11 protein-coding genes are annotated in these 15,907 nt (G+C 57.9%); 3 read left to right on the forward strand and 8 right to left on the reverse strand.

The window, feature by feature from the left end:
- The first annotated feature begins 63 nt into the window (after positions 1-63).
- Positions 64-675: a hypothetical protein gene (locus ADIMK_RS06275; protein WP_036185011.1), complete on the forward strand. Its 612-nt coding sequence runs from the start codon at positions 64-66 to the stop codon at positions 673-675.
- Positions 676-727: 52 nt separating this feature from the next.
- Here the strand turns inward: ADIMK_RS06275 and ADIMK_RS06280 are convergent, their stop codons facing one another.
- Both ADIMK_RS06280 and ADIMK_RS06285 read right to left on the reverse strand, forming a co-directional pair.
- A complete protein-coding gene (locus ADIMK_RS06280; RefSeq protein WP_036185013.1) occupies positions 728-2,074 on the reverse strand; it encodes a multiheme c-type cytochrome in 1,347 nt (448 codons plus the stop codon).
- 21 nt (positions 2,075-2,095) lie between these two features.
- On the reverse strand, positions 2,096-2,650 hold the full coding sequence (locus ADIMK_RS06285; RefSeq protein ID WP_156042817.1) for a cytochrome c3 family protein: 555 nt from the start codon (positions 2,648-2,650) through the stop codon (positions 2,096-2,098).
- A gap of 394 nt (positions 2,651-3,044) precedes the next feature.
- Here ADIMK_RS06285 and ADIMK_RS21255 point away from each other — a divergent pair, with 394 nt between their 5' ends.
- Positions 3,045-6,812: a PAS domain S-box protein gene (locus tag ADIMK_RS21255; RefSeq protein ID WP_197027486.1), complete on the forward strand. Its 3,768-nt coding sequence runs from the start codon at positions 3,045-3,047 to the stop codon at positions 6,810-6,812.
- Here ADIMK_RS21255 and ADIMK_RS06295 read toward each other — a convergent pair.
- From ADIMK_RS06295 to ADIMK_RS21260, 4 genes are read right to left on the reverse strand one after another with little or no spacing between them, the layout of a single operon-like run.
- The gene (locus ADIMK_RS06295; RefSeq protein WP_051692561.1) at positions 6,809-7,597 is read right to left on the reverse strand and encodes an alpha/beta fold hydrolase; all 789 of its coding nucleotides are present in this window, start codon (positions 7,595-7,597) and stop codon (positions 6,809-6,811) included. The two genes, ADIMK_RS21255 and ADIMK_RS06295, sit on opposite strands and share 4 nt — an antisense overlap.
- Positions 7,594-8,697 carry a M14 family zinc carboxypeptidase gene (locus tag ADIMK_RS06300; protein WP_231517006.1) on the reverse strand — a complete coding sequence of 368 codons (1,104 nt, stop codon included), beginning with the start codon at positions 8,695-8,697 and terminating at the stop codon, positions 7,594-7,596. The genes ADIMK_RS06295 and ADIMK_RS06300 overlap by 4 nt, the downstream gene beginning before the upstream one ends.
- 54 nt (positions 8,698-8,751) lie before the next feature.
- Complete coding sequence (locus ADIMK_RS06305) at positions 8,752-10,233, reverse strand: ABC transporter substrate-binding protein (RefSeq protein WP_036185016.1); 1,482 nt, start codon at positions 10,231-10,233, stop codon at positions 8,752-8,754.
- Positions 10,230-11,477 carry a GGDEF domain-containing protein gene (locus ADIMK_RS21260; RefSeq protein WP_197027487.1) on the reverse strand — a complete coding sequence of 416 codons (1,248 nt, stop codon included), beginning with the start codon at positions 11,475-11,477 and terminating at the stop codon, positions 10,230-10,232. The genes ADIMK_RS06305 and ADIMK_RS21260 overlap by 4 nt, the downstream gene beginning before the upstream one ends.
- 368 nt (positions 11,478-11,845) lie before the next feature.
- On the opposite strand from ADIMK_RS21260, the gene ADIMK_RS06315 reads away from it, so the two are divergent.
- Positions 11,846-12,454 carry a hypothetical protein gene (locus ADIMK_RS06315; protein ID WP_156042819.1) on the forward strand — a complete coding sequence of 203 codons (609 nt, stop codon included), beginning with the start codon at positions 11,846-11,848 and terminating at the stop codon, positions 12,452-12,454.
- A 25-nt stretch (positions 12,455-12,479) separates the two neighbouring features.
- Here the strand turns inward: ADIMK_RS06315 and ADIMK_RS06320 are convergent, their stop codons facing one another.
- Positions 12,480-12,887 (reverse strand): host attachment protein, encoded by a 408-nt coding sequence (locus ADIMK_RS06320; RefSeq protein WP_036185021.1) that lies wholly within the window; start codon positions 12,885-12,887, stop codon positions 12,480-12,482.
- Positions 12,888-12,962: 75 nt separating this feature from the next.
- Positions 12,963-15,830 carry an EAL domain-containing protein gene (locus ADIMK_RS06325; RefSeq protein WP_051692563.1) on the reverse strand — a complete coding sequence of 956 codons (2,868 nt, stop codon included), beginning with the start codon at positions 15,828-15,830 and terminating at the stop codon, positions 12,963-12,965.
- Positions 15,831-15,907: the final 77 nt, after the last annotated feature.

Consider the following 15,907-nt stretch of genomic DNA (forward strand, 5'->3'; position numbering starts at 1 on the left):
AGGCGATGCTATCCTTGGATAGCTGACCGGCCGACGGCAGCACATAGCCTTGGGGACTGGGGGATGTCCGACGAACAACTGCTGTTGTGGATTCTGGGCCCGCTGTTTGGCGCAGTGGGCCTTTATCTTGTCTGGTATGCCAGACGACGCCGGAGAATGATGCGGGCCTTTGCCCGGGAGCATCAGTTTCCGGTTAAACGCACGCTTCTCAAACCTTTACAACACTGCCTGGATACGGCCTTTGCCCTGCCTCAGTCGGATGCGGTGCGCAGTTTCGGGGAGTTAAGCTGCGTCGTCGATGCGGGCAAGGCGTGGTTGTTTCTGACGGTGGAGTTATTGGATCTTCGCCGTTACGGTCAAACGGGCTCGACCCATTTCGCGCGTATGGCGGCGGTGTTCAAGGTGAGCGCCGATCTGGATGCATTTTTTCTGATCGATATGCACGGCAAGGTGATAAAACGTATCACGCAAGAGCCGGAGGTACTGCCCAGGGTGGCGACTGCCGCCCATGAGGCGATGCGTGAAGCCGGGGCCGGTCATACGCTCAGTGTGACGCTTGCCAATGGCTATGGGCTTGTCTACTTCGAGCCGCTGGCAACCGGTGGCGAGGAGCCCGCCGATCTGGAGGCGCTCTGCAAGATTGCCTTGTCTTTGCACGCGCGCCTCTTTCGTTAATAGCAGAACAGGCGGACCCCTTGCATTGGCGGGGCGGCCTTTCGCTTAAGGGTTATTCCCGGCCCTCGATCTGCCCGCTCTCTATACGCCTTTTATAGATCGCCTCCAACTTGTAGAAATCCATCTGCAACTCGAAGAAACCGTGCCAGTGTGCGTAGTCAGGCCCGGCCATCAGGGCGCCGTGTCGAGCACGACGGCCCTCGTGGTGCCAGAGATGGTAGAAGGTGATCTGGAACTCGTCGGCCCAGGGGTTCTCCAGTAGCAGCCCTTTTGCCGACAGCTCGTCCAACATCTTCTTGGCCGGATCGTAGTACTCCTCGTTATACAGCCGTACCGCTTTGTCGCCCTGGGCGAAGAAGCCATTGGTGTGGTTTTCGCCGTGGCAGGCGGAGCACACCTCTTTCATTTTTTCCCGGCCCTGCTCACCGTTGCCGAGCAAGGGGCTGAGCACATCGGTTGAGTTGCGCACTTCCGATCGCTTGGCCCAGAGGTTCCAGTACAGGCGCTCGGTGACGTTGTGCGTGCTCTGCAGCTTGCCGATACCGCTCATGTGGCAGGTCGCGCAGGTGGGGGCGCGGTAGTCGCCGGGTTCCCATCCGCCGGCAGGTGCGGTCCAGTTCCACTCATGCCCTTCGGCGTTGAATATCTGGCCATGCTTACTGTTGTTGAACACCTCGATATCGGGGTGATCCGGACCCAGATGGCAACTGGCACAAGCGGTGGGTTTACGCGCCTCGGCCAGCGAGAATTTGTGCCGGGTGTGACAGGCACCGCAGTTGCCGGTGCTGCCGTCGGGGTAGATGTTACCCATACCGGAGTTGGGCCAAGTGGTCGGGTCGGGGGTGCCGTCGGCGTTGAGTTTTATTTCGGTACCGTGGCACTGCATGCAGCCGGTTTCGCTGGGGGCCCCGCCGAGCTCTTCGTTGTTACGCCCTTCATGGATACGCACCAGCGCATGAAGGCTGTCTTTTGGGATGATCTGGTGATAGGCACGGAAGTGCCCGCTCTCGTTAAATTGGGCGCGCTCCTGGGCATGGCAACGCCCACAGGTGGCCGGTGACACCAGCGGCGTTATATAGACGCCCTGTAAACCCTCTTCGTTGTGTAGCTGAGCCCCGGGCTGATCTTTGCTGGCGCCATGGCAGTCGTTGCAGCCGACGCCGACGTGGCTGTGTCGGCTGTCTTTCCAGTCGGCGACGATGCCGGGGTGCTCCTCCTGATGACAGGCAACACACTGCTGGTCCAGTGCCGTTAGTCCCTGGCTGAACGATAGGGTACGCACAGTGCTTAGATTCGCGCTGCCATTTTCGGTAGCGGCGTTCAGTAACGAGGGGCCCGCCAGTGAACCGAACAGCAGCAGGCATGCATACAGTAACGGGCGTAATCGGCTATGTAACATCGGGGTATCCTTATCCTTGCGTTATTTGTTATTGGACGCGTTCGGTTGCGCACCGAAATGCTGATTGAGTGCCGCTGTCAGGTCGGCATGGCCGACTTTGTGGCAGGTAATGCAGGTGTCCTTCACGGTGCCAAGGAAGTAGGGCTTGTGGGCAACAAACTGCTTGCTGGAACGTTCGGATCCGCGCTGCAGGTCGTTGTGGCATTTAAGGCAACCGGATTCATAGACGAATTCATGCGCCAGTGCTCGTTTGGCGTGCCAGTCCACATCATCGGCACCGAGCACAAACTCCTTCATGACATCCCAGGCGCCGTTGCGCGCTTTCATGTACAGGTAGTCGACATAGGAATCCTGAGGGAGGTGGCAGTCAGTGCACAGCGCACGTGTACCGGTAGAGGAGAGTCCACCATGGCTGCTTTGCAGGAAGCTGGCCTGCATCGGTTTCATGCTGTGACAGCTGCCGCAGAACTGTGCATCCGAGGTGATGTGAAGCGCGGTGTCAGTGGCCGCCCACGCCAGTAGTGAACCGACGCCCAGAACGGCGACGACCAGTATCAGCTTCAGTGTTCGTTTCACGCGCAGAATTCCCTTTCCTGTCTGTGGGTATTTGTTTTTCCTGACACTATAGACGCTGTCCGAGCAATCTGCGCCGGCGGCGACGCGATATCGTTGAAGTAGCGCAATAAATACATTTTTTTGTGAGAGAGGGACCAATGGACAATTTGTCTGACAAGAGGTCCCATGGATAATGCTGCTTATTGGTTACAAAACCTTAAGTGCAGTTGCAAAGCGCTGAGAGGTGCAGGCAAAGGATAGTGCCGGTGGTATACATCGCTGTTCCGATCTGGCAACGTGCATGAACTTATTGACCGTTATGTCAGATTGACGGGGCTCAAGGCATTAAGATGGTTGTGAGCTCAATGTGTTAGCAGTGGGTATTTTTAAGGTATTGCTGTCCCGAGCCTCTATGATGTCTGCATTGCGTCCCAACCGAATATGGCTTCTCCAGTTCACGCTGGTGTGTCTGGCTTACTATGTCGGCGGCCGGGTCGGGTTGTCGGTGCCCTATGTCGGTTCATTCATTACGCTGATCTGGCCGCCCACCGGTATCGCCATGGCCGCGTTACTGTGTTGGCGGCTCTCTCTTTGGCCCGCGATCTGGATCGGTGCCTTTCTTGTTAATTTGCATATTGGCAGTGGCATCGGCCTCGCCTTCAGTATCGCTTGCGGTAATACCCTCGGTCCGCTGGTCGCAGCCTGGCTGCTAAGACGTCTCTCACTGGATAGAACGCTGGCAAAGCGCCGTGACCTGATGCTCTATTTGGGTGTTGCGGTGTTTGGGGGGATGGCGATCAACGCTACCAACGGCGTGATCCAGTTGTGGCTTGCCGGTGTACTTGAGGCCAGTGCCGTCTGGGAGGCCTGGATCACCTGGTGGTTTGGCGATGCCATGGGAGCACTGGTACTCGGCGTTCCGCTGCTGACGGCGAACAGGGATGTGCGTCGCCAGGTTTCGGGTACACGTGGCCTGGAGCTGGGCTGTGTGCTGCTGTTGATGCTGATGGTCAGCGTGATGATTTTTGTAGGGCAAGGTGACGCTTCACCTGCCCATCCTCTTTTGTACGTACCCTTCCTGTTGATCTGCTGGCTGGCGATTCGCGGTGGGGCATGGGTAGGCTCAACGGCGGCGCTGCTGCTATCGGCGCTGGCGGTCTGGTCGACAGCCAACGGTCTTGGCCCATTTCAGGCCGAGGATATCCACTTCAGCCTTGCCATGCTCTGGGGTTATATGGCCACCGCGACCATTATCACGGTGCTGCTGACAATCATGGTGGGCGAGCTCAGAAGCAGTGAAAGTCGGCTGGCACTGGCCACGGTCGGTGCGGAACTGGGTATGTGGGAATGGGACGTTGTCGCTGATTCAATCAGTTACATCGGCGATCAAGACACCATTGCCCTGTTGAAAGATGAAGGGGCAACACGCTGTGGCTGGTTGGCCAGCGTTCACCCTGGGGATTCCGATGAGTTGCAAGCACTGCTGGATTCACATCTGGCAGGCAAGACCGAGTTGTTCGAGGCCACATTCAGAGTGCAGGGTGCGCGGCAGGGCTGGATATGGCTGCTCTCTAGAGGGCAGGTGGTCGATCGTAACGCGCAGGGCGTACCGCTGAAAATGGCGGGCACGCTGGTTGATATTACCGATCGAAAACTCAATGAGCAGGAGCTGCGCTCGAGCGAACAGCGTCGTCGTCAGAGCGAGGAACGATACCGGTTGCTGCTCAACAACTCGCCGGTCGGTATTCTGCACTATAGCCGCGATCTGATCGTGACCTATGCCAACGCCCGGTTCGAGGAGATCGTGCGGGTGCCTCGTGGGCACATGCATGGGTTTGACTGCAATGCATTGAAAGACAAGTCGGTACTGCCTGCGTTGGGTCGAGCGCTTGAGGGGGAAGACGCGCATTACAACGGCCCCTATGTTACAACATTCGGCTGTGAACATCTCTGGATTTCGATGGAGTGTGCGCCTGTACGCAACGATGAAGGCGGCATACTAGGCGGTATTGCGATTATCGAAGATATAACCGAGCGGATGCGTATAGAAGCGGCTCTGAGCGAAAGTGAGCGCCGGTTTCGGGCAACATTCGAGCAGGCGGCTGTGGGTGTCGCCAACGTGGGGCTCGACGGATGCTGGTTACGCGTGAATGAGCGTTTGTGTGACATCGTCGGTTACAGCCGTGAAGAGATGCTTGGGCTCTCTTTCCAGCATCTGACGCACGTCGATGATCGAGCCTCCAGTTGGAGTTGCCTGCAGCGTTTTCTGGCCGGTGAGATCGACCATTGGCAGATGGAAAAACGCTATCTGCGTAAGAACGGTGAGGTGATCTGGGTGGCGCTGACCATCTCGTTGCTGAGGAATAGCTCGGGAGAGCCTGATTACTTCATCACCGTGATAGAGGATATCAGCGACCGTAAACGCATCGAGGAGCACGAGCGTCGCCAACGCCAGGGGCTGGCGGCCCTTAACGAGATTGCCGCACTCTCCCATCTGCCGTTGTCTGAGCAATTGAAAAAGGCGCTGTCGATCGTCGCCGCACAGCTGGATCTTGAGTTTGGCATCGTCAGTCACATTTCTGCGGATACCTATACCGTTGTGGAAGCGATCTCGCCTGAGGACATGTTGAAGCCGGGTCAACGCTTCTCTGTACATGAGACATACTGCGAAATCACTCTTCGACAGTCGAACGTAGTGGCGATAAGTGAGATGGGAGTCTCCCCATTCCTGAGCCACCCGTGTTATGAAGCGTTCAGACTGGAAGCCTACATCGGTGCGCCTGTGCGTGTTGCGGGCAAGGTCTATGGCACGGTTAACTTCAGCTCAGCCAAGCCTTGCGCACGTCCTTTTGATGAAGCTGACAAAGAGTTCGTGCGCTTGTTGGCTAGTTGGGTCGGCTCTGCACTGGAGCGTAACCAGGCACGAACTCAGCTTGCCGAGAGTGAGGCGCGTCTGCAGACGATCATCGAGAATGAACCCGAGTGCGTGAAGGTGCTCGACGCCGAGGGTTATCTGTTGCAGATGAACAGGGCCGGCTTGGATATGCTCGAAGTTGCCACGGTAGAGGAAGCGAACGAGGTGGGCGTAATCAACTTTGTCGCGCCTGAATATCGAGGGGCGTTCGAAGAGGTGAACAACGCCGCGTTTTCCGGTGCTACGCAGATGTTTGAGTTCAAAGTGGTGGGCAAGAAAGGGCGTGAGCGGTGGCTTGATACCCATGTCGCACCGTTGAAAGACGCCGATGGGCAGGTTGTAGCGGCCTTAAGTGTGACCCGCGATATTACGGCGCGTAAAGAGTCGGAAGCGAAACTGAAGGCTGCTGCCAGTGTGTTCTCGCATGCTCATGAGGGGATCATGATCTGCGACAGCGACCGGCGTTTGATCGATGTGAACCCTACCTATACCGAGATTACCGGCTTCAGCCGAGCGGAGGTATTGGGCAAGACCCCGGATGTGTTGACGGAAGATTATCATGGCGGGTCTCGTTATCAGGAGATGATCGATGCGATAGCATCGAAAGGGCAGTGGAAGGGGGAATTCTGGAGCCGGCGCAAGGATGGCACCGAGTATCTGCAGCGACTGACGCTATCCTGTGTGCGGGAGTCCGATGGACAGATCAAACAGTACATCGGCACCTTCGCCGATATCACGCTGCTTAAACGGCAGCAGGAGCGTCTGGAGTATCTGGCGCACTACGATGCGCTGACCCAGTTGCCCAACCGTGCTTTGCTGTCGGACCGTCTGGTGCAGGCGCTGGCGCAGGCCAAGCGCAATCAGACTGAAGTGGCGGTGTGCTACCTCGACCTGGATGGCTTCAAGGCGGTCAACGATGCACTGGGCCATGATGCGGGCGATACCTTGTTGATCGAAATCGCCCGACGCTTGCAAAACGTTGTGCGTGGCGGCGACACGGTTGCGCGGCTGGGGGGCGATGAGTTTGTACTGCTGCTGATCGGTATTCGCGGGGAGGCAGAATGCGATGTGGCGATCAATAGAATCCTGCAGGAGATTACCCGACCGGTCTTGATCAAGGGCAAGAGCTGTTCCGTTTCGGGCAGTATCGGCATTGCACTCTACCCCATCGATGACAGCGATGCCGATACGCTTATTCGTCACGCCGATCAGGCGATGTATGCGGCCAAACAGGCCGGCAAAAATCGTTATACTCTGTATAGCGCTTAGTTCATATCAGGTAGTGGGTTTACAAGGTGGTCAATTACCCACTCTGGCGCATCGTGCGTCAGATCGTGACCTGCCCAGGGGTGTGTCTTCAGCGGCACGCCCCAATGTCTGGCAATGCTTGAGCTACAGCCTGGATTGACCAGTTGATCCCCCTGCGCGTTCAGAATCAGGGTGTCCTGCGTCGGCGGGTTGCGAGGGCCCCTATAACGTGCGGCGGCGAACAACTGTCGTCCGAGATTAGCGCGACTGACCGGACATTCCCGGGCATAAATGGCCCACTGAGCAACACAGGCTTCCAGATCATCACGGCGTTGGCAGATCATTTCGAATACCTGTTTCTCCCGCACAAACACCGGTTTAGACAGCGAGGAGGCGATCCTGCGCAAGGCCGAGGGCCGTAATCGCTGCCAGGGAGGGCTCAGGTTGCCAAAGCTTGAGTTGACCAGCACGAGGCGCTCTATCTGCTCTGGATACAGGCGTGCCCACTCCGTTGCGATCATCCCTCCCATCGAAAGACCCAGTAGTTGGAAGGGGCCGGATGTGGCCAGTTCACAGCGCACACGCTCCAGTGTTAGCACGATATCAAGAGGGCTTTTCTCCCCGTACCGGTAGCCGTTACCCGGGGTGTCCGGGCAGATAACCCGGCACTGCAACCGATCGGCCAACTGTTGAGGAAAGCGGCCCCAGTGGCGCTGCTCACGCGCCAGTCCCCTCAGCAATACCCAGGGAGTGGTGTCTTGGGCGGGGGCTGCACACGGGATGTACTCGGGTGAGCGATGGGTCATCGATGCGAGTCCTGACGTGCCCAGCGGCGTTCGGCATAGCGTTGGTGACGCGCACGCGTCTCCGGGGCCGGTATCCAGTTGTGCCATGAACGTACCGCATCGATTAGAAACGTGAGCAGCGCGTGGTGCCGTCGCAGGGTGCGGCGCTGGCGGTGCGGCACGGTAGGGTTGAACAGGCCGCTGTAGCTCGTCATCTGACGAAGGTTTTTCTTTACCCAGAGCCAGGAACCCATTTCAAGCGTCAGTGGCAGAAAAGCCGCGTCGTGCCGGGTGTGGTATTCGCTGTAGAGGTAGTCCCACAGGTCGCCATGGGTGCGGTAGTGATGATGCTGGGGCTCGAACAGGTAGGGGTGATGGGGGTGGGCGCGCTCGAACAGCCGCACCAGTGCGTGAAGCTCCGCCACATGTTCGAATAACCGGTTACTACCGGCATAGGGAAACCAGACTCTATCGCGCATTCCAAAGCCAGAGTGGCAGTCCAGCGCGAGCACGAAAGGGGAGGTGGCGCACTGGTGCGTCACCAGATCGCATAGGGCCTGAGCCTCGGGCTGCATCGGCTGCTCGGCGTTGCCCCGGTACCAGGGCAGCCATGACGCCAGACGATGACCCGACACCAGCCAGGGGCTTGGCATTTCGGCGTCAATGGGGGCGTTGCGCATCAGATCCACACCCTGTCCGTTACTGCGCCACCCTCTGGCCATGCCTACAGGGTTGAGCAGCGGCAGGAAGATCAGCCGGATCTCGGTAAGCGTCTGTTTCAGACATTCGTCCCACTGCAGGCGGTGAATCAGAGTCGCCAGATGCGCGATCAGCAGCTGCGAACCGATTCGTTCGATACCGTGTATGCCGCCGCACAGAAGCATCACTGGCGCGTCAGCGCGTGTACTGCCAAGCTCGATGCTGTAGAGCGGCAGCTCCACCGCACCATCGTATACAGTGCCGATTACGTCTGGACGCAGATAGCCTTCGCCCTTTCTTATCAGGCGTTGTACAAGGCGCATTTCAGGCAGGCGCTGGCGGCAGTAGTCTGCCAGCACTGTGTGCCGGGATATATCATTCGAGATGTCGAGCAGAGTATCCATCACCGCGGTCGTCTTCACCTGTAGGCGTCTTGCTAAAAGTGTAGACGTCCGACACGACGGCGTGACCGGTACTTACTTGGTCCAGTGAATATCCTGCAATACAAACGAGGGGATAGGGCTGTTTTCCCAGAACCCGCTGAGGCTTCGGTGCATGAGGTTCTCTTCGGGACGGCGGAACAGGAACACATTCACGGCGTCATCGGCAAGTTTGCGTTGAGCCTCACCCAGCATCAGGTTGAGGTCATGAGGGGTGCGGGTGGCCAACACACGTTTCCAGATCGCCTTGAATTCGGTGTTGTCATAATTGAAGTAGTAGTCGTCTCTGGCATAAATATTCATGTCCATCGGCTCGACGTGCATGATCAGTGTCAGGTCGTAATCCTTGTCGGTGAACACCTTCTTTAACCACTGTTTCCAGTCCACTTGTTCAAGCTCGACCCGAAAACCCACTGCCTCCAGGTCGGAGGCGATCCGCACACCGCCGTAGCGACCGTAGTCGGTGGGGGGCAGGCTAAGCTTGATCAACCTGCCATCTGCAACGCCTGCGTCAGTCAGCATCTGATGAGCCAGTTGAGGGTCATAGGCATACCGTTTCGTGAGGTCGACGTAGGCCGGGTGGGAGGGGACCAGGTGACTGCCGATCAGTTCGGGCTTTACGTCATCTCCGTATATGTCGAGCAAGCCATTGCGATTGATAGCATGAGAAAGCGCACGACGTACCTGCAGGTTGTCGAACGGTGCCCGGCCGTTATTGATGGCCAGTATCAGCTTGTTTTCCAAGCGTCGTGGAATAACGCGGTAATCGGGTCGCTGGGAAAACTGCGCGGTGGCGCGGGTGACACTCACCAGCCCGTCGATCAGCCCTTCGGAGAGCATGTTCTCGGTGCCGATGCTTGAGCGCATAAACACGAACGATGCCGCCTTCAGTATTGCGTTCTTGCCCCAGTAGTCACCGTTGCGCACCAGATTGACCCGATTGCCCTTCTGCCATGATTTGAAACGGAAGGGCCCCGTTCCGATGGGCTTCGCTGCGTTGGTGGCCGCTGAGTCTGGATGCACGATAACGGCGGCGGGCAACGCCAGCGCGAAGGGCAGCAGGGAATCCGGCTGATGTAAGTGGATCAGCAGTGTCGTACGATCTGACGTCTCTATTGAACTGATCTTCTCGAACCACTTCTTTTGCGGGTTGAGCGACCCCTCCCCGATGATGCGACGAAGGCTGTAAGCCGCGACATCGGCGTTGAAGGGACTGCCGTCATGAAACTGAACATCCCGGCGAAGTGTGAATGTGTAGACAAGCCCATCAGACGAAAGTGACCAGGCGCTGGCCAGTCTGGGAATCAGTTGGCCTTGACCGTCGATCATTGTCAGACCTTCGAATACATTCCCGTAGGTGATTTCGCCCGCCGCGGCAGCCGCGGTTACGGTAGGGTCGAGCGCAGGTGGTTCGAGCTGAATCCCTACACGGATATCATCGCGGGTGCTGGCGGTTGCGGTAAACGCTGAGGCTAGCAGACAGATAAGCGCCAGGAGCGCCTGAAGCTTTTTTATCATGGTAGCGCCTCCTCCAGCGCCTGCGCGGTGCGAGACAGGCAGATTTTGTTTCTGCCGGAGCCTTTGGCCTCGTAGAGCGCGTCGTCTGCTTCCTTCAATGCCGCGTTCAGCGCGTCAAGTGCACCTTCGTCGCCCTCGGCCAAGGCCGTGCCCGGTTCCACCAGGGTCAGGCCGATACTCAATGTCAGGTAGATCGGCTCTCGTCCATCCAGATTGACTGGGTTGTGGCTCACATTACGGCAAAGTTTGTCAAAAATGGCCAACGTATCCTCGAGCGAACGTACCGGCAGGACTGCCGCGAACTCCTCGCCGCCAAAGCGCGCGAGTATATCGTTGTCGCGCAGGCTATCCCTAATCAGCTGGGAGATGTGTATCAGGGCGCGATCGCCGTTGGCATGACCGTAACGGTCGTTAACCTGCTTGAAATAGTCGATATCCAGCACGGCAACGCAGATCGGCTGCAGGCTTTGCTCCAGCAGACGACGTGCGGCAACGTAGAGATGTCTGCGGTTGGCAAGACCGGTCAGGGAGTCATGCTCGGCCAGAAATGCCAGCTCATCATGTACCTGTTTCATGCGCGCTTCCTGCGACTGGATCCTCTGAACATAGCTCTTGACGGTTTCGGCCAACTGGGTGATTTCGTCCCGTCCATGATCGTTGAGTTCATCCGGCGTTAGCTCAACTTTACTGACAACACGCTGCATCCGCAGGATACGCCGCACCACCTTGAACTCGAAATACAGTGCGAACAGCAGTGTCGATAAAAGTACGAATAGCGTGAGCAGGAACAGATCGCGCTGGTGCTGGTCTATCTCGCTCTGCAGCTGGCTGCTCTGGCTGAACATCTGCTCACGCATCTCGGCGGCGAAGTAGCCGGTCTGTACCGATAGTTTGCCCGAGAGGGCCTGATTGGCGGCCGAGAGCATCTGGATCTCTTCGAGATCGCTATCGAGTGCATCGCCATCGATCCGCACCCGAACAAGCGTGTTCAGGCGCTCTATATTGCTCAGCAGGACCGACTGTGTCTCCCGCAGTTCGAGCAGGAGGTTTTCATTGCCCGGCAGCGGCAGGATGTCGGTCATGTGCGCAATCCACGCCATCCGGTCGTTGAGCTCGACCATTGCGGTGCGCCGGTCGGCCTGCGTCGTAGACGCAATCATCAAGCCTGTGAGACGCGGCAGAGATTCCACCTGTTGCACCATACGCACGGATGTCATCAGGTCGGGAATTTCTGAATTGGTCATTTGACCGACGGTGTCCTGGAGACGCCAGAGGGTTTTTGAGGTCAAAAGGGTAGCAGCGATTACCATTAAGGAAATCAGGAGTGTGATGCCGACGGTCTTGGTCGTAAGCCCAGAGGCAATTCTGCGCTGAAACATCTTGTCTACGCCGCTAGTCAGAGCAATGGGGAGTCCATCAGGATCGATAATTGTGTGTTTAATTAGCGACCATAGCTCTTTCAGTCCAATCCATGAATTGAACATTAGATTCGTGTTAACTACAAGTTTAATACGCGGCACCTCAGCTATATTGGTGTCTGTAGGACGGGTCAAGAGGCGTGGGGCTGCTATTATGTGCCCAGCGTCCCGACAGATCCGATGAGAGGTGAGAAATGCTAAGAGTCATAGTGTTACTGGTGACGCTGGGTGGCCTGTTCGGCTGCGCGGGGCCTCAATATTGGCATGAGCCGCCGGGTGCGGCACAGAGCAGCGCTGAGTCGGAGGTGTGGCAGGGTATAGCACGTAATACCACTGTGCGTTATATCTCTGTTTCACCCTTAACGCAGGTCAGTGTGCGTTGTGCGTCCTATGAAGACCTGATTCGGCTTGAACGCAAGGGAAGTACACTTGATGTGCAACTCGGGCGTGACCCGGTGCTGGACTTGAATATACCGGTTGGTCAGGACGGTCGGTTCAGTACGGTGGTGCCCGTTGAGGGTGATACCTGGGTGTACGGCGGAGTCATGCTCATCGATGAGTCGCCTGTTCTGCATCTCTGGGGCCAGCTGGATGACGATAGCGGCATCGGGGTGGGGCGCATCAATGTGTCGCCGGGCGATGAGCGTCTGGGATGTCCCGGCCGGTTTCAGGTCAGCCGCAACGGAGGGCCTCCCGCCGAGTCAGAGCTTGGGTCTCCGTTCAGGGTGCAGTATTGGATCGATGAGCTGGATAGCAATGACGATCACCTGATTCTGGGAGGTTGGCCTTTCCGTCGACACTAGGGTCGACGGAAAGCGATCCGCGTGATCAGGTGCGGATCGTCGGGTAGGAGAACGCGGCGATCACGTCACCCTGCGCAGCGCCGGTCAGATTTTTGTCGAGATCCCGATGCAGAGACTTGCGCAGATGGTTGTCCATCGAATCGCGCAGAAGACCGAGAAAATGGGGCGGTGCCGCCATATAGAAGCCGCCTATTTCATTGGTGTCTAACGCATGGCGAACTTTGGCCATGATATCGCGTGCAAAGCGCTGGTCTTCGGTTTGGCGGACGCTGCCTTTTTCAGGTACGCCCGGATGGTCGGTTTTCAGGGCACTGTCCTTGACCCGTGCTTCCGGGTGTACGAGATCCATCACCTCCAGAAGCTCTCCCTTGGGTCGGTCCTGTGCGTAAACGATCGCTTTCGACGCATCGGCTACAACAATCCAGTCTGGCATAAAGCACCTCATCTTTGTTTGAGCATCAACGAGCTTGCCCGACTAAGTATTGTCTATTTTGCGCTGACTGCATGGTCAGGAAGTGACCGAGTGGGTGTGCTGTGTAAGCCAGGCCTCGATATCATCGCCTGGCAGCGGTTTGGCATACAGATATCCCTGTGCCTGATCGCAGCCCGACGCTTTCAGTAGGGCTGCCTGAGACTCGCTCTCCACGCCCTCGGCGACAACGGCGAGCTTGAGGCTCTGCCCCAGTGCAAGGATGGTCTTGATGATCTGGGCATCGTCCTCGTCGGCAATCGCATCGAGAACGAATGAGCGGTCAATCTTGAGGATGTCGATTGGCAGACGGCGCAGATAGGCAAGGCTGGAATAGCCGGTGCCAAAGTCGTCGACGGCGATGCGAACGCCCGCCTGTCTGAATTGGTTCAACAGCCCGGTTACCCCTTCAGGGTTTTTCATCAAGGCGCTTTCTGTCAGTTCGAGTTCAAGCGAGGAGGGTGGAATGCCCCGCTGGTGTGCGAGTGCGCACAGTTGCTGATACAGGTCGCCGGTCTCAAGCTGTCGGGCCGATATGTTGATCGCGACTTTCAGATCGAGCCCCTGAGCGCGCCAAATGGCGGTTTGTCGGCAGGCTTCTCCAATTACCCAGGCGCCTATGTCGCAGATCAGCGCATTTTCTTCCGCCAATGGAATGAACTCACCGGGTGCCTGCATGCCGCGAGTGGGGTGTCGCCAGCGCAGCAGTGCTTCAACGCCGGTTACGGTATTGGATGCCAGGTCGATCTTCGGCTGATAGTGGAGCTCCAGCTCGTTGTTGCTGATCGCCCTGCGCAGGTCCATCTCCAGTGTAAGCCGCCGGGTTGTGCGCTCAAGCATCTCCTGGCGGAAGAAACGGTAGGTGTTACCGCCGGCTTCCTTGGCCGCGTACATCGCCATATCCGCACGCTTCATCAACTCCAGCGGCTGGTTGCTGTCTTCAGGGAAGAACGCCATCCCCATCGAGGCGGTTATCTCAAGCCGATAACCGGGCAGCGCTATGGGGCGCGCGATCTCGTCGAGCAGCTGTTGTGCTTTAGTGGCGCAATCGCGCGCTGATGTCAGATTCTCCATCAGCACCAGAAACTCATCGCCGCCCACGCGGGCTACGGTATCGGTCGTGCGCAGGCAGCGTCGAATTCTGTCGCCAACCTGTTGTAGCAGGTTGTCGCCCATGTCGTGCCCAAGGGCGTCATTGATCCCCTTGAAGCGATCGAGATCGATGAATGTCACCGACAGGCGCTTGTTCTCGCGATGCGACTGCGCCAGTGCATGACCCAGCCGCTCAAGCAGCAGTTCACGGTTGGGGAGGCCTGTGAGCGCATCGTGAAACGCCAGATGCTCGATATGTTCATCCTTGCGGCGCAGCTCGGTAATGTCATGGAACACCGCCACGTAACGGACCGGATTTCCCAGACTGTCGTCGATACGGTTGATTGTCAGCCACTCGAGAAAGGCTTGTCCGCCTTTGCGCCGGTTCCACAACTCCCCCTGCCATTGCCCCTCGGTGAGCAGTGCGTCCCACATCTCGCGGTAGAAGTCGGCCTTTTGGTGCTCCGATTTCAGCATGCTGGGCTTGCGGCCGAGCGCTTCGGCCGCGCCGTAGCCGGTAATCTCGGTAAAGGCGGGGTTGGTCGATATGATTCGACCGCTGGCGTCGGTGATCATCACGCCCTCGGCTGAGGCGTGAAACACGCTGGCGGCCAGGCGCAGCTCCTCCTCGGCGCGCTTCAGTTCGGTCAGGTCACGACCGACAGCCAGCACACTGCCCGGCAGTCCGTCGGCATCGGGTTCAGGCACGATGCGCATGGCAAAGTGGCGTCGGTGGCCATCGGGCGCTGCGAACACCATATCCATTTCGGTGGCTTTAGCGGTTTTCGCAATCCGTCTGGCCTGCTCCTTCAGCAGCGCGAAACTGCCGCCGTTCATTGTTTGCTCAAGGTTCCGAACCTGCTGATCGCTCACCGGCTGCGGCAGCAGGCGCTGCATGGCCGGGTTGGCGTACAGCAACTCGCCCTGCCTATCCATGCGCAACACGGTGTCGGGCAGGTTGTGGGTCAGCGTTCGAAACGCCTGCTCGCGTCGGGCGAGTTTCTCTTCGGCGAGGCGTTTGTCGGTGTTGTCCTGCATCATCAACAACAGGTGGCGCTGACCGTCGATATCGAAGCTGGACAGATGGATCTCTGCCCAGAGCGTGACGTTGAAGGAGGTTGTGTACTGGCGCTCGAGCGTCTCGGATGTGTGGGCGGAAAGGACCCTGGTGGCGGCATCCAGCAGGCCGCTGCGAAACCAGGATTCCAGCTGTGTGAAGTTCTGCGCCAGTAGCTGCTTGCGAGAGCCGCCGGTCATCCGCTCGGCGGCGGTATTGGCCAGAATGCATTGTCCGGTGTGTTGGTACACCAGTATCGCGGAAGCGGAGGCTTCGAGTATCGACTCGTTGAGCTTCAGCGAATACTTCAGTTTGACCTCGGTGTCGGCCAGTGCACGTGTGCGTGAGGTAACACGCCGCTCCAGCTCTTCGTTGAGCTTAAAGATTTCACAGCCTTGAGCGCAGCGGTCACGGAGGTTACGCACATAGAAAAGCTCGGCGTGCGCGCCTTCATGCGTCCAGGGGATAATACGCGTCTCGACAGGGAGCAGATTGCCGGTCAGATCGAGCCATCTGTCAAAAGAGGGGGCACTTTCGCCTTCAGCTGTTAACCGAGATACACGCGATTGCAAGCGGGCCTGATCGGCGTGATGGACGCGATCCAGCATCGGGGTGCCGATCAGCTGTTCGGCACAGGCAGCTCCCAAGAGCTCCAGCGCAGCCGGGTTCAGGTACACAAACTCACCGCGCTGCGTCAGCACTAGTGGCTCGAGCGATCGTTCTGCCTGACGGCGAAAAGGGTTGTCGGTGCTGAGCACTGGTTTGCTCCCCGTATAACCGGACGAAGGAGATAGGCGTCGGTGATTGACTACGGTTTTATTGTCGGGCAGGCCTG

It is taken from the genome of Marinobacterium lacunae (assembly GCF_000705555.1).
Lineage (GTDB): Bacteria > Pseudomonadota > Gammaproteobacteria > Pseudomonadales > Balneatricaceae > Marinobacterium_D > Marinobacterium_D lacunae.